Genomic DNA, 18194 nt, shown 5'->3' with positions numbered 1-18194 from the left:
TTGCTGACCCTCATCGTGGCGGACCTGCTGATCTGGCGCAGCTGGGCGCTCGCGGGGTCCCGGGGCGGCGCCACGGGACCCGTTGATTTCCTTGGTGTCTGCGCGCTTGCCGCCATGGCCGCGACGGCCGTGGTGGGGGTGTGCGTGCTGGTCCGCGGGCGGGAGCTCCGGCGGTCCAACGCCGCGCCGCCGGCCGCGCTGCTGCGCTGGGCCGCCGCCGCCGTCGTGGTCCTTGCCGCCAGCGCCGTGGCCGCCGTGGCCCTGGGGCACTAAGCCGGATTCCAGCCAACATCCAGATTCCGCTGGCAGACTGCTGGCGAACCTATTCTCCGGGCGGCCGAGGCCGCACCRGACCACCGCCCGGCGGCGGGCCAGCGACGGCGCAACTGCAGCCCAGGGCGCGCCGCCACCAGCAAAGGAATCCCGACCATGACCTTGCTTGTGCCGGCCCGCGAGTCCGTTGGCGTCCAGCCACCGGCCGCCAGCGGCGTTTCGCCCCGACCCCGACTCGTGGCCCGGCTCTCCGCCGAGGCGCTGGGGACCCTGATCGTGGTGGTCGCAGGCCTGGGCGTGCCGCTGTTCACCATTCCGCAGTCGAACCCGCTGCCCGCCGCCCTGGCTGCCGGCCTGGCGCTGACGGCGGCGATGCTGGCCGTCGGCTACGTCTCCGGCGGCCACTTCAATCCCGCCGTCACCGTGGGCAACGCCATCGCCGGCCGGATCCGGCTCACCGACGCCGCCGCGTACATCGGCGCCCAGCTCGTGGGCGCGGTGCTCGGGGCCGTTGCCCTGTTCGGCGTCCTGCGCACCGTGCCGACCATCAACGACAGCCAGGGCGCATTCGCCACTGTGGCTGCCGGATTCGGCGAGCACTCGATCATCCAGGTGCCCATGGCCGGCGTCCTGCTCGTGGAAGTCCTCGGCACTGCCGTGCTCGTGGCCGTATTCCTGGCCACGACGGGCAGCCGGAATCCCGCCAAGGCGGCTGCACCCTTCGCGGTAGGCCTGACGACGGCGATGCTCCTGCAGTTGGGCCAGGCGCTGGGCAATGTTCCGTTCAACCCGGCCCGGGCCACGGCGTCGGCTATCTTCAGCGGCCCGGATGCGCTCGGGCAGCTGTGGCTGTTCTGGGTGGCACCGGTGGTCGGTGCGGCCGTCGCCGGGCTGGTTTTCCGCGGCTTCGAGCTTTCCACTGTTCATTCTGCCCAGACCACTGACCCGGCCGGCGCGGCGCTCGCCGACGCCGACTTGGACGACGCCGGCTTCGACGACGCCGAGCTGGCCGACGCCGAAGTGAACGGCCCAGCGCTGGCCGACGGCATGGACCACGCCCACACGGGCGGCGCCGGGCACCTGGGCAACGGGAAGGCCGCCGCCGTCCCCGCTTCGCCCGCCCGCACCCGCGCCCAGGACGACGAAGCCCGCAGCTTCTTCGACCGCAAGGGCGGAAAATAACCACACTCGGCCACGATCACCCTGAGTTGACCTCCGTCACCCTCCCGGGGTGGTGGCGCAAGAGTGTCGGTGCCAGCCGATACCGTAGGAATATGCGGTTATTGCACACCTCCGACTGGCACTTGGGCCGGTCCTTCCACGGCATCGGCATGCTGGATGCCCAGCGCGCCTTCATCGACCAGCTCGTGACCTTTGTCCGGGAAGAGAAGGTGGACGCTGTCCTCATCGCCGGGGACGTCTACGACCGTGCACTGCCGGGAGTCGACGTCGTCGGCCTGCTGGATGACGCCCTGGTCCGCCTCACCGGCGCCGGCGCCCAAGTTGTCCTGACCAGCGGCAACCACGACTCCGCCATCAGGCTGGGCTTCGCGTCGCGGCTGCTCGAGCGCGGGGGCGTGCATTTGCGCACGCGGCTGAACGAACTGGACCAGCCCGTGCTCTTTCCGCTCGGGGACGATGCCGAGAACGAGGCAGCGCCGGTGCTGGCCATTTACGGGATCCCCTGGCTGGAGCCCCGGCTTGTCGCCGAGCAGCTGGGCGTCGAAACCGCGAGCCACTTCGAGGTCACACGCGCCGCCACCGAACGGATCCGTGAGGACGTGCGGCACCGCAGCGAGACCCGGACCGTCCATTCGGTGGTCCTGGCGCACACCTTCGCCAGCGGAGGCATCAGCTCTGACAGCGAACGGGACCTGAGCATCGGCGGCGTCGGAGCGGTTCCGCTGGATCTCTTCGACGGCTTTGGCTACACCGCACTGGGCCACCTGCATGGCCGGCAGGAGCTCTCCCCGGCGGTGCGCTATTCCGGCTCGCCGCTGGCCTACTCTTTCTCGGAAGCGAAGCACACGAAGGGCAGCTGGCTCGTGGAAGTCGGCGCCGAGGGAATCGGCGGGGTGCGCGAAGTGCACTGGGACGCGCCCCGGACCTTGGCCGTGCTGCGCGGGAAGTTGGACGATCTCCTCGAAGCGGAGGACTTTGCCTGGGCCGAGGCCGCCTATTGCCAGATCACGCTGACGGACGCCGCCCGCCCCGCACAGGCGATGGACCGCCTGCGGGCCCGGTTCCCTGACACCCTGGTGCTCGGCTTCGATCCCGACGGCCCCGGCGCGGCGCCGAAGGCCAGCTACAGCAGCCGGCTTGCCGAAGCTGACGATGACCTCTCTGTCTGCTGCGGCTTCCTCGATCACGTCCGCGGCCGGCCCGCTTCCGACGCCGAAGCAGCCGTTCTCGCCGAGGCCCTCGAAGCCGTTCGCCTGGAAGGGGTTTCCCTGTGAGGATCCACCGCCTGGAGATTTCCGCCTTCGGCCCGTTTGCCGGCACGGAACGGATCGACTTCGACCGGCTCAGCGCACACGGGCTGTTCCTGCTGAACGGCGCCACCGGCGCGGGCAAGACCAGCGTCCTGGACGCCATCTGTTTCGCCCTCTACGGATCGGTTCCTGGAGCCCGGCAGGACGGGAAGCGGCTGCGCAGCGACCACGCGGAGGCCGCCGCCGAGCCCCGCGTCACCTGCGAGTTCTCGGCCAAGGGCCGGCATTTCGAAGTCTCCCGGGCGCCCGCCTGGGACAAGCCGAGCGCCCGGGGCAAGAACGGCTTCACGCTCCAGCAGGCCAACACGCTGCTGCGCGAACGCGTCGACGGCGCGTGGGTGGAGAAGTCCGGCCGGAATGATGAGGCCGGGGCCGAGATCGCCGACGTCCTGGGCATGAACCGGGACCAGTTCACGCGCGTGGTGATGCTCCCGCAGGGCGACTTCGCGGCGTTCCTGCGCTCGAAGGCATCGGACCGCCTGGAGCTGCTGCAGAGCCTTTTCGGCACCCAGCGCTTTGAAGCCGTGGAACAGGAACTATCCCGGCAGGCCCAAGCCGCCAAGGCGGAGGTCGCAAGCCTCAACACGAAGCTGGACCTGCTGCTGGCGCAGGCAGAGTCCGAAACCGCGGCGCTCGAACTCGACCCCGCCGGCGCCCCCGGCAGGGACCAGCCCGATGCCCTTTTGGCCTGGCTTGACGAGGCTGCGGCAACTGCCGCGGACGGCCGACGGACCGCCGCCGCAACGGCCGGGAAACAGGCCGCTGACCATGCCTCACTGTTGGAGGCCGCCAACGCGCGGGCAAACCGCCATGCCAAACTTGCCGCCGCGGAACTGCGACGGATTGACGCCGACGCCGCCGCCCCCGTCCTGGCGGATCAAGCCGGCACGCTCGGCCTGCACCGCCAGGCCGAAGTGCTTGGCGGCCAGCTGCGGGCCGTCGAAAGTGCCGCGGCAGCCGAGGACCTGGCAGGAACGGCCCTGGCGGAGGCCGCGCGGCGGCTGCGGTCCGCGGCGCTGACGGACACGGAGCTCGCCGGGCAGGATCTCATCGACGCAGGGGAGGGGGACGCTGCCGGCCCGCATGCCCCGTTGGACAGCGCGGCCGTCCGAAGCACCCTTGCATGGTTGCGGTCCCTGCACGCCGTGCTCACAGAACGCCTGCCCGACGAATCCCGGCTCATCGGACTCACTGACCGCGGCCGCCGGCTGCGCCAGCAGTTGCAGGAGCTGGAAACCGGGCGGGGGACCGGTGCCGCCGCCCTGGCCGCCCTGCGCTCCGAGTCGGCGGCCCTCTCCGCCGGAATCCGCCCCCTCGAAGAGGTAGCCGCGGAAGTCCAGTTGCGCACCAAGGAGGCCACGGCAGCTGACGAACTCGTGACCATCGTCGGCCGCTTCCTCGCCGCCGAGGCCGGGTGCTCGGCAATCTCGGAACAGCACGCCGCGGCCCGGAACGTACACCAGGACCGGAGGCAGCACTGGCTGGACCTCCGTGAGCAACGGCTCACGAATGCCGCGGCCGAGCTCGCCACCCAACTCCTCGCCGGAGTCCCCTGTCCCGTCTGCGGCAGCCCGGAGCACCCGGCGCCGGCCCCCGCCGCAGCCTCCGCACTGGCTGTCGCCGAGGCTGAGGAGGCCGCGCAACTAGCGAGCGACATGGCAGAAGAGGCCTTCGCTGCCCTCGGGCGCGATCTCGCCGACGCCCACCAGAACGTCGCCGTCCTGGCAGCCCAGGGCGGCAGCACACCTCCCGGGGAAGCCCGCGCGGAAGCGGCACTGGCCCGCGAACGGGCCGACGAGGCCGGCCGCGCCGCCACGGACCTTGCCGCCAGCCGGGCCCGGCTGGCAGAACTCGAGGCGGCCATCGCCGCCGCGGACCGGGCGCAGGCCGACGCCGCCGCCGGCATCGCCCAAACGCAATCCACGATCGCGGAAATCGACGAACAGGCAGCGGCCCTGGAACGCGCCCTGGACAAGCTGCGCGCCGGCCACGCCACCCTCGAACAGCGGATCGCCGCCCTGGCGTCAACGACGGCGGTCCTGGAACACGCCCACGCCGCGCAGTCGGCCCTCGAACAGGCCGCCGCCCGCACCGCGGAGGCACGCCGGCAACTTGAGCAGGCCCTGCCCGCAGCCGGTTTCAGCACTGAAACCGCCGCGCGGGAAGCACTGCTGCCGGCGCCGGTGGCAACACGCCTCGAAACGGCCATCCGGGCCGGTCAGGACGAAGCCGCCAGGATCCAGGAACTGTTCGCCGGAGAGGACCTGGCTTTGGCAGCGGCCGAGCGGGCCGCCGGGGACCTCGTCAGCGACGCCGCCCTCGAAGAGCTCAGGACGGAGTCGGCGGCGGCCGACCGCAAAGCCCGGGAAGCCCTGCTGGCGGCCGGGCTGGCGGAAAACTCGCGCCGGACCCTCGGACGCATCGCCGGTGACTACGCCGAACTCGCCGCCGCCGGCAGGGAACCGCGGGACCGGGCCGCGTTGCTCGCCGCCGTGGCAGACGCCGCCAAGGGCGGAGGCGACAACACCTACCGCATGAGCCTGAACAGCTACGTCCTCGCCGCCCGGCTTGAGCAGGTGGCCGTCGCTGCCTCCGAACGCCTGATCGGCATGAGCGACGGCCGCTACACGCTGCAGCACACCGATGCCAAGGCCGCTCGGGGCGCGAAGTCCGGCCTCGGCCTGGAAGTCGTGGATGAGTGGACCGGCCAGCGCCGGGACACCGCCACCCTCTCCGGCGGCGAGTCCTTCATGGCCTCACTGGCCCTGGCCCTCGGGCTGGCAGACGTTGTGCAGCACGAGTCCGGCGGCGTGGACATCGAGACGCTCTTCGTGGACGAGGGCTTCGGCAGCCTCGACGAGCAGGCGCTGGAACAAGTCATGGACGCCCTCGAAGGCCTCCGCGACGGCGGCAGGGTAGTGGGGCTCGTGAGCCATGTGGCGGAAATGAAACAGCGCATTGGCACCCAGCTCCAGGTGGTCAAGGGCCGCAGCGGCTCCACCTTGCACATCAGCGACGACACCCGGGTCTGAGCTCTCGTTTCCGACCCCTCGTCGCCGACCCCCCGTCCCGGGCCGGCCGTCCGGGCATCGGCTATCATTGATCTGTTACCGGGTCGCGCGCATCGGGAGGAGGGACGATGCGCACTATTGAGCGAACCCGGAAACCATGAACCCTTCACCGTCTTCTTTGGCGTCTACTCTTGACGCCCCATTTTCGACCGACGCCCTCATTTCGACTGCCGCACTGCCGGCCCCCGCGCCCGCCAAGGGCGGCCGCTTTGCGCGGCTGCCGCTGCTCGCCGGCCGCAGTTTCATCCCGCTGGGACTCTTCGCCCGCCTGCCGCTGGCCATGCTCACCGTCGGCGCCCTGACGCTCGTCACCGCCGTCACGGGCTCCTACGCCGTGGGCGGCGCCGCCGCCGGAGCCGTCGGCATCGGTTCCGCACTGGGCGCTCCAGTCCTGGGCGTCCTCGCCGACCGGCTCGGCCAGCGCCGCGTCCTGCTCGTGTCCGCCATCGCCAACACCGTGGCCATCATCGCCCTGATCCTCGCGGCATACCTCAGTCCCGGGGCGCAGGACCTCGCCGCCGCTGTCCCCGTGCTGGCCGCGGCCTTCGTGGCCGGGGCCAGCTGCCCGCAGGTCGGTCCGCTGGCCCGCGTCCGCTGGATGGCGCTGACCTCCCGGACACCCGGGCGAGGGGCGGCCGCAAACTCCGCGGACCTGGACACCGCGCTGTCCTATGAGAGCACCGCGGACGAGCTCACGTTCGTGCTCGGCCCGGCACTGGTCGGCATCCTCGCGAGCCTGCTCGCGCCGTGGCTGCCGCTGGCCCTCGCCGCTGCGCTGACTGTCGTCCTCGTACCCGCTTTCGCCGTGCACCCCACGCACCACGCGGTGATCCGCACAGCGCGGCGTCGGCCCGCCGGCACGGCTCCCGCCGCGGCGGGGGACCGGCACGCGGGCAGCCGCACGGCCGCCCAGCGCGCCAGAACCTTCGCCGCCGTCGCCCTTCCTGTGCTGGCGATGGTGTGCATGGGCACGTTCTTCGGCTCCACCCAGACATCCCTGAGTTCCTTCTCTGCCAGCTTCGCCACGTCCGAGCTCGCGGGCCTGCTCTACGCCGCGATGGGACTGAGCTCTGCGGCTGCCGCCCTCTCGGTCGCGTACTGGCCCCGCCGCCTCACGGTGAACGTCCGCTGGATTGCTTGCGCGGCCCTCATGGCCGGGCTCGCGTCCCTGCTGTTGCTGCCCACGACGGCGATGCCCATGGTCCTTGTGCTGTTCGTCCTGGGCCTGCCCGTCGGCCCGCTCATGGTCACGGTTTTCGCCATCGGCGGCCTCGTGGCACCGGCCGGGAAGCTCGGCACGGTCATGACGGCCCTGGCCAGCGGCATTGTCGCCGGCACCGCGCTCGGATCCTCCATCGCCGGGCAGTTGGCCCAGAACTTCGGGTATTCGGCGGCGTTCCTGGTTCCGGTGTGCGCCGCCACGGCGCTGTTCCTGCTGGGAACGGCCGCCGCCGTCGTACTGCGGCAACGCGGGCGGAAGCCGGCACCGGCCGCCTAACCCCCGCTAACCCGCCGTTGCGCTATCACTTGTGGTCCCTAAAACGGCGGCAAAGTCAATCAAGGGGACATCTACTGATAGGGCATCGGAGGGAGCGGGCGACGGCGGCACGTTCCACGCACTTAGCCCAGTTGCGCCTCGATGCGCCGGGCCGCCTCCGTGAGGGCCCCGGCGACCTCGTCCGGATCCTGCGCGGCGCGGATATAGACGACGGCGAGGGCGGCAGGCCGGCTGCCCGGCACGCGCAGCGGCACCGCAATGGACGACACACCGGGGATCACCTCGTCATGGCTGGCGGCAAAGCCGCGGCGCCGGGCCTCGGCCGCTTCGGCCCGGTACGGGATGCCCGGGACCAAGGCCCGCCACTCCTGTTCCGGGAAGGCGGACTGGATGGCGATGCCCGGTGCCCCGGCGCTGATGGGATGCCTCGACCCCGGGTGCTGCACCACCGCGGCGCCGCTGTGCCGCGGATCCACCGTCACCAGCGTCACGCACTCCTCCCGGTCCCAGACCGCCACGAAGGCGCTCATGGTCAGGGTGTTGGCCAGCAGGGTCAGCTCCGGCAGGGCCGCCGACTGCAGGTTGCGGGAGACCCCGCGGGCCAGGACGGCGAGGCCCGGTCCGGGCTGGACGCGGCCGCCGTCATCGCGCACCAGCAGCGAATGGTCCTCCAGGGTGCGCAGGATCCGGTAGGCCACAGAGCGGTGGACGCCCATGGCATCGGCGAGTTCGGCAATGGTGAGCGGCTGCTGCGCCTCGGCGAGGATCTCCAGCGCCCTGATGCCGCGGGACAGCGTCTGGGACGGGGAAGCCTGGGCGGTGCCGGCGTTCGGGGTCATGGGGTCCATCCTAGGTGCGGGGTCGCTGGACGCCGGGCGTGCCGGGCAACCCTTGTGTTCCGGCTCACGGTCCGCTAGCGTTCTATATGGGAACTACTTGTTCGATTATAGAACACCAAGGGTTCAAAGCACAGGTGACCCAAAACATAGGTCATACAAACCGCAGCCTAACAAGACCGCAACGAACGCAGGGGATCAGTGATGATTGCCAAGCCACGCGACCACGCCGGGGGTGTCCAGGGCCAGGGCCCGCTGTCTGCGCCGCGGGCGAGCCACTTCCGGGGCAGCCTCGGCAGGTTTGCCACCGGCGTCGCGATCGTGACCTTCGACGGGGTAACGAAGCGCCACGGCATCACCGTGAACTCCTTCACGTCGGTCTCGATGGAGCCGCCGCTGGTGCTGGTGAGCATCGCCCGCACTGCCAAGGCCCACAATGAACTCACCGGCCGGCCCTTCACGGTGAATATCCTCGGCGCCGAGCAGCGGCACCTGGCCATGCACTTCGCCGGCCGCCCCGGCCCCGAGCCGCTGTGGGTGGAAGGGGACACGGCGCCGCGGCTGTCCAATGTCCTCGCCTATTTCGAATGCAAGCCCTGGGCGGCGTACGACGGCGGGGACCACACCTTGTATATCGGCGAGGTAGTGGACTTTAACTACCGCAACGGCGACGCCCTGGCGTTCGCCAACAGCACCTTCACCACCATCCCGGAAAGCCAGCTGGGCATGGAGGACCTGCTCTAGCGCCGCACCACATCCATTCAACGCGTTTCAGCTCAACGACGACTGGAGGAAAGACCAATGGGTATCCGTACCGGACGGCAGTACCTGGACAAGCTCAACGCCATGACCCCGCACGTGGTGATCGACGGCGAGGTGGTCAGCGAGAAGATCGCCGAACACCCGGCCTTCCGCAATGTGGCCCGCTCCTACGCCGGGCTCTTCGACATGCAGCACGACCGGAAGTACCAGGAGGCGCTCACCTACGCCTCGCCCAGCACCGGGGACCTGGTCAACGCATCCTTCCTGGTGCCGAAGACCATTGAGGACCTCCAGCGGCGCCGCCGCGCCATCTCCACCTGGGCCGAGTCCTCCAACGGCTTCCTTGGCCGCTCCGGGGACTACATGAACTCCGCGCTCACGGCGCTGGGCACGGCCGGCAAGTGGTTCGCGCAGGCGGATCCGAAGTTCGGCGAGAACATCCGCAACTACTACGAGTGGGCCCGGGAAAACGACGTCCTCGCCACGCACACCCTCATCCCGCCGCAGGTTAACCGCTCGGTCTCCGGCTCGGAGCAGCTCGGCGGCCAGCTCTCGGCCCGGATCGTGGAGGAGCGCGGGGACGGGGTCGTCATCCAGGGCGCACGCATGCTCGCCACCATCGCCCCGATCGCAGACGAGCTCCTCGTGTTCCCGTCCACCGTCCTGCGCGGCACCCCGGAAGACGCGCCCTACTCTTACGCGTTCGCCATCCCCAACGACTCCCCGGGCCTGCGCTACCTCTGCCGTACCTCGCTGTACAACGGCGGCAGCACCCACGACGAGCCGCTGGCCTCCCGCTATGAGGAAATGGACGCCGTCGCAGTCTTTGACCACGTCTTCGTGCCCAACGAGCGCATCTTCATGCTCGGCAACCCGCAGCTGTGCAACAGCTTCTACGCCGAAACCGGCGCCGGCGCGCTGATGACCCACCAGGTGGTTACCCGCACCATCGCCAAGAGCGAGTTCTTCCTGGGCCTGGCGTCGGAACTGGCCGAGTCGATCGGCATTGACGGCTTCCAGCACATTCAGGAAGACATCGCCGAGCTGATTATCGACGTCGAAATCGGCAAGGCGCTGGTCCGCGCCTCCGAGGCCGACGCCGGGCTCAACGACGCCGGCGTCATGCTGCCGAAGTGGACCACCCTGAATGCCGCCCGCAACTGGTATCCGAAGATGGCCCAGCGCTTCCCGCAGATCATCCGCAAGTTCTCGGCGTCGGGCCTCATGGCCCTGCCGGGCGAGGCGGACGTCAACAGCGAGGCCCGGGCGGACATCGAGCTGTACCTGCAGGGCAAGTCCCTGACGGGCCCCGAACGCGTCCGGCTCTTCAAACTGGCCTTCGACGCCTCCATTTCCGGGTTCTCCGGGCGCCAGTCGCTGTACGAGTACTTCTTCTTCGGGGATCCGGTCCGCATGGCCAGCGCCCTCGTGAACAGCTACGACCGCGAGCCGGTCCGGGCCAGGGTCCGCGAACTGCTCAACCGCGCGGACTGATCCGCGGAAGACATTCCTCAGCGAATATGTGTGCCCTATCACACATTTCATAGTAGTATTCAGGTTACTAACTGACCGTTCAATCAGTAATTCACGAGGCAATCAGTTATCCACTTCGCACCCACCCCCGGGCAGTATTTCTGCCCCCAGCAACGGAGTTTCAATGACCGCAACTTCACGTGTCGATACCGAGGCGGGCCCCAGCAGCAAGCATGAGGAACGCAAGGTCCTCGCGGGCACACTGGTCGGTACCACCATTGAGTGGTACGACTTCTTCATCTTCGCCCAGCTGACGGCAACGCTGCTGTCACCGCTGTTCCTGGCACCGCTGAACGCCTCCAACCCGGGCCTGGCACAGATCCTGTCCTTTGCCCTCATCGGTATCAGCTTCCTGTTCCGCCCGCTCGGCGCCATCGTCGCCGGCCACCTCGGTGACCGCCTCGGCCGCAAGGCCATGCTGGTCTTCACCCTCATCATGATGGGTGCCGCCACGGCGCTGATCGGCCTGCTGCCGACCTACGCCCAGATCGGTTTCTGGGCCCCGGTCCTGCTGATCTTGCTCCGTGTTGTCCAGGGCTTCTCCGCCGGTGGCGAATGGGGCGGTGCCGCGCTGATGGCAGTCGAGCACGCTCCCAAGAGCAAGCGTGGCCTGTTCGGGGCCTACCCGCAGATCGGCGTGCCCGTGGGCATGATCCTCGCGACGGGCCTGCTGTTCTTCCTCAACACGTCCATGTCCAAGGAAGACTTCGCGGCCTGGGGCTGGCGGGTTCCGTTCCTGCTCTCCATCGTGCTGATCGTCGTCGGCTACCTGATCCGCCGGGCGGTCGCCGAGAGCCCCGTCTTCAAGGAGATGCAGGAGCGCAAGGAAGGGAGCAAGGCGCCCCTGGGCGAGCTTCTCCGCAACCACAAGAAGGCCGTCCTCTACTCGACGATGATCTTCATCGGCAACAACGCCGCCGGTTACCTGCTGATTGCGTTCTTCATCTCCTACGCCACCAAGTCCCTGAAAATGCCTACCGCGCAGATCCTGCTGGCCACCACGCTGGCTTCCTTCGGCTGGCTGATCTTCACCCTGGCGGGCGGCTGGCTGTCGGACAAGATCGGCCGCGTCAAGACGTTCCTGCTCGGCTACGGAATTGTCTTTGCCTGGATGATCCCGATGTTCGCGCTGATCGACACCAAGAACATCGTGCTCTACGGCGTCGCGCTGTTCGTCCTGACGATCGGCCTGGGCCTCTCCTACGGCCCGATGTCCGCGATGTACGCCGAGATGTTCCCGGCGAACGTCCGCTACTCGGGCATTTCGATCGGCTACGCCTTCGGCGCCATCCTCGGCGGTGCGTTCGCTGCCACCATCGCTGAGGTCCTGCTGCAGGGCACCGGGTGGACCGGTTCCATCGGTATCTACATCATGATCCTCTGCGTCATCTCCGCGGTCGGCGTGCTGCTGGCCGGGGAGACGAAGGGCCGCCCGCTCGGCGTCAGCAGCCACCACTAGGCTGTTGTCCCGGTAGGCAAGGCAAGACACGAAAGAGGCACGGACCGCGGTCCGTGCCTCTTTTTGTGTTGGCCTGTGTTGGCGGCTGCCTGTCGGCCTAGACGCCCAGGAAGCTGATGGCACCCTGCTTGAAGGCGCGGCTGGTGATGGCGTTGGTGTGGTTGCGGCCCGGCAGCACCAGCTGTTCGACCATGCCGCCGGCCTTGGCGCCGAGGGCGGCGAGCTCCGGCATGGAGGCGGCCCGGTCGTCCTGTTCCCCCGCTACGAGGAGCATGGGCATGTGCGGGACCGCCTCGGCGGGATCGTACGGCTCGGTCTTGATCGCCTCGATAAGGGACAGCAGGGCGAAGATGTTGTTGCTGGGCAGCAGCATGGCCATCTTCAGCAGCCCGGCGGTTGATTCGTCCGCGATCGGCGTGCCGTCGGCCAAGTACCGCTGCGCGGCGATCAGGTCGAAGTCCGCCAGGGGGTCGGCGACGTTGGGGCCGCCCAGGACCAGCCGGTGCACCAGCTCATGCTGGGTGGCGCCGAACTCCCAGGCAAGCCGGGATCCCAGCGAATAGCCGATCAGGTCGAGCCCGCTGGACGGGTCGCCGTCGCGCAGCGGCCGCACGCCGGCGTCGAACACGATCTGCAGCAGGTCCGCGCGGATCCGGCTGGGGGAGTAGGAGTCCATGTCCTCGGGCGCACCGCTGCGGCCGTGGCCGGGCAGGTCCACGGTAATGACGCGCCGGCCGGCCTCCAGGAGCGCGGCCAGCCAGCCGGAGTCCTCCCAGTTGAGCTTGGAGGAGGAGGAGAACCCGTGCAGCAGCAGGACCGGACGGAGCCCGGCGTCGTTCTGGGGCTCATGCACCTGCACGTAAAGCTGGGGGTCGGTGCCCTCCACGGTGTGGGAATGCAGTTCGCCGGTGTGTCTGCCGCTCATGCTCTTAGTCCTCATCAAGTACTGCGCTCAGGCGGACCCGGCGCTTTGGTGCCTCTTCCTTCGGGACCGTGCCCACGATGCCGGCGGTGTTGTCCGGCACCTCAAACACAATCAGGGGCTCGCCGACATTGATCTTGTCACCGGGCCCGCCGTAGATACGCACTACCTTACCTGCCTGCGGGCTGGGCAATTCAACGGCCGACTTGGTGGTTTCGACCTCCACGAGCGGCTGGTTGCGCTCCACCTGCTCGCCCGGTGAAACCAGCCATTCCAGCACGGTTGCCTCGATCAGGCCCTCGCCGAGATCGGGGAGCGGGAAGGAAATTTCAGCCACGTTTGTACTCCAATACTCGCTGGATGCCGAAGAGGATCCGGTCAATGTTCGGGATGTATTCATCTTCGAGGTCGCCCGAGGGGTACGGGACGTCGAAGCCGGTGACGCGTTCCACCGGTGCCTTGAGGGTGTCGAAGCAGCTCTGGGTGATCAGCTGCGCCACCTCGGCGCCGAGGCCGGAGGTCAGCGGCGCTTCGTGGACGACGACGGCGCGGCGCGTCTTGCGCACGGACGCGGTCAAAGCTTCGGCGTCGATCGGCTTGAGCCAGCGCAGGTCCAGGACCTCGATGTCGATCCCGTCCTCGGCGGCGAGCTCGGCCACCTGCAGGCAGCGGGAGACCATGGCGCCCCACGCGACGAGCGTGAGGTGGCGGCCTTCGCGCATCACCTTGGCGCCGGTGGGGGAGCCGCCGCCTGCATCGTGCGTGGCGGCGTCCACCTCACCCTTCTGCCAGTAACGGGACTTCGGTTCCATGAAGATCACCGGGTCCGGCCGCGTGGCGGCGTACTTGAGCAGGTGGTAGGCCTCATGCGGGTTGGACGGCGAGACCACCTTCAGGCCCGGCACGTGGGCGAAGAGCGCCTCGAGGCTTTCGCCGTGGTGTTCGGGGGCCCGGATGCCGCCGAAGCTGGGCACGCGCAGGGTAATGGGCATCGGCATGGTGCCCCGGCTGCGGTAGTTCATCCGGGCGATCTGGCAGACGATCTGGTTGATGGCCGGGTAGGCGAAGCCGTCGAACTGGACCTCGGGAATGGGGTGGAACCCGGCCATCGCCAGGCCCACGGACATGCCGAGGATGCCCGATTCCGCCAGCGGGGTGTCAAAGACGCGCTGCGCGCCGTGCTTGGCCTGCAATCCGTCGGTGATGCGGAAGACGCCGCCGAGCCGGCCGCAGTCCTCGCCGAAGATGACGGCCTTGGGGTTGTCCGCGAGGACCTCGTCGAGGGCACGGTTAAGCGCCTGCTGCATCGACATCACGGTGGTTGGTGCGGGGCTGTCTGCGGCCGTGTTGGTGGCAGTGTCGTCGCCGGTGGCGTTTGCGCCTTCGAGTATCGAGTTAGACATGTTCGGACTCCTCGCGCCAGTTGGCGGCCTGGGCCTGCAGGGCAGGGGTGGTTTCCTGGAAGACCAGGTCAAACATTTCAGTTCCGGGACGGGAGCCGAGAGCCTGGATGCCGGTGCGGATCTGCTCCTCTTCGGCCTTGGCCGCGGCCAGCGCCTCGGCGAAGAATGCCTCGTCCGCGATTCCCTCGGCCAGCAGCCGCTGCCGGAGCCGCTCGAGCGGGTCAATGCCGGCGCCGTCGCGTTCCTCGTCGAGGGAGCGGTAGCGGCCCGGATCATCGGAGGTGGAATGCGGGCCGCGGCGGTAGGTCATGGCCTCGATGAGCACCGGGCCGTTGCCGGAGCGGGCATGGGCGAAGGCGCGGCGGGTCGCCTCGAGGACCGCGACGACGTCGTCGCCGTCGATCTTCAGCGCCGGGATCCCGTAGCCTGCGGCGCGGGCCGCGACGGAGCCGCCGGCGACCTGCCGTTCGGTGGGGACCGAGATGGCCCAGCCGTTGTTCTGGACGAAGAACACCACCGGGGCCTTCATCACGGCGGCGAAGTTCATCGCCTCGTGCACATCGCCCTGCGAGGAGGCGCCGTCGCCGAAGTAGGTCAGGGCGACGCCGTCTTGCTGATCGAGCGTCTGGCCGTGGGCCCAGCCGACGGCGTGCAGGACGGACCCGGCGACGACCGCCTGGATCGGGGCCAGCCGGGATTCCATCGGGTTGTACAGGCCGCCGTGCCACGTGGCCTTGTGGGTGGACATGTAGGCCACCATGTCCACCCCCATGGTCCGGGCGACGCCCATTTCGCGGTAGGTGGGGAAGACGAAGTCCCGGGTGGTGTCCACGGCGTAGCCGCTGCCCACCTGGGCCGCCTCCTGGCCGAGCTCGGGGGCGTAGCCGGGGATGATGCCCTGCCGTTGCCAGGCGATGGCCGAGGTGTCGAGGTGCCGGACGGCCACCATCAGCGAATAGAGCTCTCGGAGCTCGTCGGCAGTGAGCGGCCCGGCAGCGCCGCCGGAAGCCACGGGGAGAAGTGTATCCATGCCTGTGACCCTAGTCACCGGCGGCGGGGTGGGCAATCAGCCTAGGCCGGGGTGCCCAGACTGCACACTTCTGCCGCCCGTAGCGCCGGGACGCCTTACAATTTGTCTAGCGCCCCGGCTGGTCGGCTAGTCAGCCTCGACGCTGGCGCGGCGGTTGCGGGTGATCCGGGCGCTGATCCAGCACGCCGCAGCGATGCCGGCCACCAATGCCAGGGTGCTGAAGAGCTGCGTGCTGGTTTCCGGGCTGCTGAAGCCGACGGCGAAGATCAGCGCCAGGAGCACCAGTCCGAAGACCGTCAGCCCGGGGAAGCCTTTCATGCGCAGCGGCAGCACGGTGCCGTCACGGTCCGCCCGGCGCCGCAGGATCAGCTGGGACACGAGGGCCGTGCCCCAGACCACGAGGCAGGTGGAGCCGACAAGCTGGAACAGTGCCGGGAGAATCTGGTCGGGGAAGAGCAGTTCCAGGACGGCGGCGAGGAAGCCGAAGGCCACCGAGACGCCCACGGCCACCACGGGAACGCGTGCCGTGTTGACTTTCGAGAGGAACCGCGGGGCTTCGCCGCGTTCGGACAGCGAGAAGACCATCCGGGACGCGCCGTAGAGGTTGGCGTTCAGCGCGGAGAGAAGCGCGACGACGGCGACCAGGGTGATCGCGGCACCGGCACCCGGGATGCGGGCGACGTCGAGGACGCCGGCGAACGGGGACTTCAAGGCCGCCGAGGTCGAGGGGAGGACGGCGGCGATGACGAATACCGAGCCGATGTAGAACACGAGGATCCGCCACACAACGGTGCGGATCGCCTGGCCGACGCTGTGCGCCGGGTTCTCCGTCTCGGCTGCGGCCACGCTGACGATCTCGGTGCCGCCGAAGGCGAAGATCACCACAAAGAGTGCGGTGGCGATGCCGCCCAGGCCTGCCGGGGCGAAGTCGGAGGTGAAATTGCTGAGCCCGGGGGACGGGACGTTCGGCAGCCAGCCCAGCAGCAGGGCCGCGCCGATGGCCAGGAACAGCACGATGGCGGCGACCTTGAGGATGGCGAACCAGAATTCGAACTCGCCGAAGTTCTTCACGCCGGCGAGGTTGACTGCCGTGAACAGGGCCATGAAGATCAGTGACAGCGCCCAGACGGGAATCACCGGCCACACGGTGAACAGGAGCGCAGCCGCACCCAGGGCTTCGGCCGCGATGACCACCACGAGCTGCAGCCACCAGAGCCAGCCGACGGTCGCGCCGGCGGTCTTGCCCATCGCCTTTTGCGCGTAGACGGAGAAGGCGCCGCTGTTGGGGTTGGCCGCGGCCATCTCGCCGAGCGCCCACATGACCAGGATGATCAGGGTTCCGGCGACGAGGTAGGAGATCAGGACGGCGGGTCCCGCCGCCTGGATTCCGGCCCCCGAGCCGAGGAACAGACCGGCGCCGATCGCGCTGCCCAATCCCATCATGGTCAGCTGGCGCGGCTTCATGCTGTGCCCCAATTTCGGGGCCGGGAGGGCAGTGGGCAACTTCGCTATGGACTTCGTTGTCATACTGGCGAACCTTTGTGTGGTTTGGATCTGTGCGTCCTTATGGGACCTATTGAATTTACCGTCTTTATGCCGGCGCTAACGATCGCCGGGGCGCCGGCGGCGTGAGAGCATGATGGCAGTTTGCTAACTGAATCAGGGTATTGGCGGCGGTTTGTCCCACCCGGGCCGCGTGGAAAGGAAAAATCCATGGACGTTGATCCGCTGGATGCAAAGATTGTCCGATTTTTCACGGATTCTCCCAGGGCCTCGGTCCTGGAAGCCTCCCGGGTGCTGAAGGTGGCCCGGGCGACGGTGCAGTCGCGGCTGGACCGGATGCAGGCCGGCGGGGTGATCGGCTCCTGGGTGCCGCAGCCGGACCCGGCACATTTCGGCTTCCCGGTGGTGGCGTTCTGTTCCCTCACGATCAACCAGGATCTCGGGCACGACGCCGTCGTGGAGGCCATGGCGAGGATCCCCGAACTGATTGAGATCCACACCGTGTCCGGGAGCTCGGACCTCATGGCCCGCATCGCGGCACGGTCCAACTCTGACCTCCAGCGCGTCCTCGATGCCATGATTGCCACCCGGACGATCCTGCGGTCCTCCTCCGTGATCGTCCTCAACACGCACTTCCAGGGGCGCACCCTGCCGCTGCTCGAAGCCGCGGCCGCAAGCAGTGAGAAGCCAGGCGGGTGAACCGGGCCGTGGGCTAGAGGACGCTCAGGTTTCCGGGCAGGCCGGTCCGGCCGGTGAGCAAGAGCAGCAGCTCACCGGCGGACGGCAGCCGGGAGCCGATGGCTCCGGCGAGCTCCAGCGAGGCCGCGACCGCCGGGGCCAGGGAAGCGGGCGCCGGGAGCCCCAGGGCGCGCGCCAGGTCCAGGGTGTGCACGGCCAGCTCGAAGGTCCGGGTCGGAAGGTAGTCGACGAGCGTCATTACCCCGGCGGGGGTGGCCAGAAGGGCATCGTCCGGCGTGTTCCTGACGAGGGCGGTGACCCGTTGGACCAGCTCCCGCACCGCTGCGGCTGGATCCTCGCCCAGGGCGTCCCCGGTTTCCTTGCCTCGCTGCGCGATCGCATCCGGCGAGGCGACGCCCCGAACGGCCAGGAAGTATTCCACCGGACCCGCCACCCGCTCCCCGGCGGCCGGGGTGGCGAGGTAGGTCTCCACGGTTGTCAGTGCGCGGCTCGTGTGGCCGGTCAGTGCCCGGACATCCCATTCACCCAGTGCCGGCCGCGACCACCCCTGATGCGGTACCCGTCCGGCGACCTCCAGGAACGCCTGGGCCGCTCCCGCGTAACAGGCCCTGACTGCTGCTGCGTCCATACCCTCCGGGTCCATATCTTCTGAGTCCATAGCCCCGATTAATACCGGTGCCGGCACCCGCAGGCAAGCCCGGGCCGAACGCCCG

Annotated in this window: 16 protein-coding genes; 9 read left to right on the top strand and 7 right to left on the bottom strand. The window is 69.0% G+C overall.

Going from position 1 to position 18194, the window contains the following annotated elements:
• The 5 genes from AC1DR1_RS03680 (at position 1) to AC1DR1_RS03660 (ending at position 7334) form a co-directional block, all read left to right on the top strand.
• On the top strand, positions 1-273 hold the full coding sequence (locus AC1DR1_RS03680) for a DUF202 domain-containing protein (protein ID WP_476992191.1): 273 nt from the start codon (positions 1-3) through the stop codon (positions 271-273).
• 156 nt (positions 274-429) lie between these two features.
• Complete coding sequence (locus AC1DR1_RS03675; RefSeq protein WP_476992190.1) at positions 430-1455, top strand: MIP/aquaporin family protein; 1026 nt, start codon at positions 430-432, stop codon at positions 1453-1455.
• Positions 1456-1547: 92 nt separating this feature from the next.
• Entirely contained in the window at positions 1548-2729 is a 1182-nt protein-coding gene (locus AC1DR1_RS03670; protein WP_229993850.1) for an exonuclease SbcCD subunit D, read from the top strand.
• On the top strand, positions 2726-5797 hold the full coding sequence (locus AC1DR1_RS03665; protein WP_476992189.1) for an AAA family ATPase: 3072 nt from the start codon (positions 2726-2728) through the stop codon (positions 5795-5797). Before AC1DR1_RS03670 ends, AC1DR1_RS03665 begins: the two co-directional genes overlap by 4 nt.
• A 136-nt stretch (positions 5798-5933) precedes the next feature.
• Positions 5934-7334 (top strand): MFS transporter, encoded by a 1401-nt coding sequence (locus AC1DR1_RS03660; RefSeq protein WP_414645552.1) that lies wholly within the window; start codon positions 5934-5936, stop codon positions 7332-7334.
• A 122-nt stretch (positions 7335-7456) separates the two neighbouring features.
• On the opposite strand, the gene AC1DR1_RS03655 is transcribed toward AC1DR1_RS03660, so the two are convergent.
• A complete protein-coding gene (locus AC1DR1_RS03655) occupies positions 7457-8173 on the bottom strand; it encodes an IclR family transcriptional regulator (RefSeq protein ID WP_229993853.1) in 717 nt (238 codons plus the stop codon).
• A 201-nt stretch (positions 8174-8374) separates the two neighbouring features.
• On the opposite strand from AC1DR1_RS03655, the gene AC1DR1_RS03650 reads away from it, so the two are divergent.
• The 3 genes from AC1DR1_RS03650 to AC1DR1_RS03640 all read left to right on the top strand — a co-directional run bounded on the left by AC1DR1_RS03650 (position 8375) and on the right by AC1DR1_RS03640 (position 11924).
• Positions 8375-8914 carry a flavin reductase family protein gene (locus AC1DR1_RS03650; RefSeq protein WP_229993854.1) on the top strand — a complete coding sequence of 180 codons (540 nt, stop codon included), beginning with the start codon at positions 8375-8377 and terminating at the stop codon, positions 8912-8914.
• A 57-nt stretch (positions 8915-8971) separates the two neighbouring features.
• The gene (gene hpaB, locus AC1DR1_RS03645; RefSeq protein ID WP_229993855.1) at positions 8972-10426 is read left to right on the top strand and encodes a 4-hydroxyphenylacetate 3-monooxygenase, oxygenase component; all 1455 of its coding nucleotides are present in this window, start codon (positions 8972-8974) and stop codon (positions 10424-10426) included.
• A gap of 163 nt (positions 10427-10589) precedes the next feature.
• Positions 10590-11924 carry an MFS transporter gene (locus AC1DR1_RS03640; protein ID WP_229993856.1) on the top strand — a complete coding sequence of 445 codons (1335 nt, stop codon included), beginning with the start codon at positions 10590-10592 and terminating at the stop codon, positions 11922-11924.
• Positions 11925-12021: 97 nt separating this feature from the next.
• On the opposite strand, the gene AC1DR1_RS03635 is transcribed toward AC1DR1_RS03640, so the two are convergent.
• The 5 genes from AC1DR1_RS03635 to AC1DR1_RS03615 form a co-directional block, all read right to left on the bottom strand.
• Positions 12022-12849 carry an alpha/beta fold hydrolase gene (locus AC1DR1_RS03635; protein ID WP_229993857.1) on the bottom strand — a complete coding sequence of 276 codons (828 nt, stop codon included), beginning with the start codon at positions 12847-12849 and terminating at the stop codon, positions 12022-12024.
• Between the two features lie 4 nt (positions 12850-12853).
• Positions 12854-13183 (bottom strand): biotin/lipoyl-containing protein, encoded by a 330-nt coding sequence (locus AC1DR1_RS03630; RefSeq protein ID WP_018775751.1) that lies wholly within the window; start codon positions 13181-13183, stop codon positions 12854-12856.
• Positions 13176-14249 carry an alpha-ketoacid dehydrogenase subunit beta gene (locus AC1DR1_RS03625; RefSeq protein ID WP_476966702.1) on the bottom strand — a complete coding sequence of 358 codons (1074 nt, stop codon included), beginning with the start codon at positions 14247-14249 and terminating at the stop codon, positions 13176-13178. Before AC1DR1_RS03625 ends, AC1DR1_RS03630 begins: the two co-directional genes overlap by 8 nt.
• A complete protein-coding gene (locus AC1DR1_RS03620; RefSeq protein WP_229993859.1) occupies positions 14242-15279 on the bottom strand; it encodes a thiamine pyrophosphate-dependent enzyme in 1038 nt (345 codons plus the stop codon). The genes AC1DR1_RS03625 and AC1DR1_RS03620 overlap by 8 nt, the downstream gene beginning before the upstream one ends.
• A gap of 126 nt (positions 15280-15405) precedes the next feature.
• The gene (locus AC1DR1_RS03615) at positions 15406-16806 is read right to left on the bottom strand and encodes an amino acid permease (RefSeq protein ID WP_229993860.1); all 1401 of its coding nucleotides are present in this window, start codon (positions 16804-16806) and stop codon (positions 15406-15408) included.
• A gap of 186 nt (positions 16807-16992) precedes the next feature.
• Between AC1DR1_RS03615 and AC1DR1_RS03610 the strand changes: the two genes are divergently transcribed.
• Positions 16993-17481 carry an Lrp/AsnC family transcriptional regulator gene (locus AC1DR1_RS03610; protein WP_229993861.1) on the top strand — a complete coding sequence of 163 codons (489 nt, stop codon included), beginning with the start codon at positions 16993-16995 and terminating at the stop codon, positions 17479-17481.
• A gap of 13 nt (positions 17482-17494) precedes the next feature.
• Here AC1DR1_RS03610 and AC1DR1_RS03605 read toward each other — a convergent pair whose 3' ends face one another.
• Complete coding sequence (locus AC1DR1_RS03605) at positions 17495-18139, bottom strand: maleylpyruvate isomerase N-terminal domain-containing protein (RefSeq protein ID WP_229993862.1); 645 nt, start codon at positions 18137-18139, stop codon at positions 17495-17497.
• Positions 18140-18194 lie beyond the last annotated feature (55 nt).

Source organism: Arthrobacter sp. P4_F10, from assembly GCF_056401435.1.
This window is presented reverse-complemented; position numbering and strand designations above follow the sequence as displayed.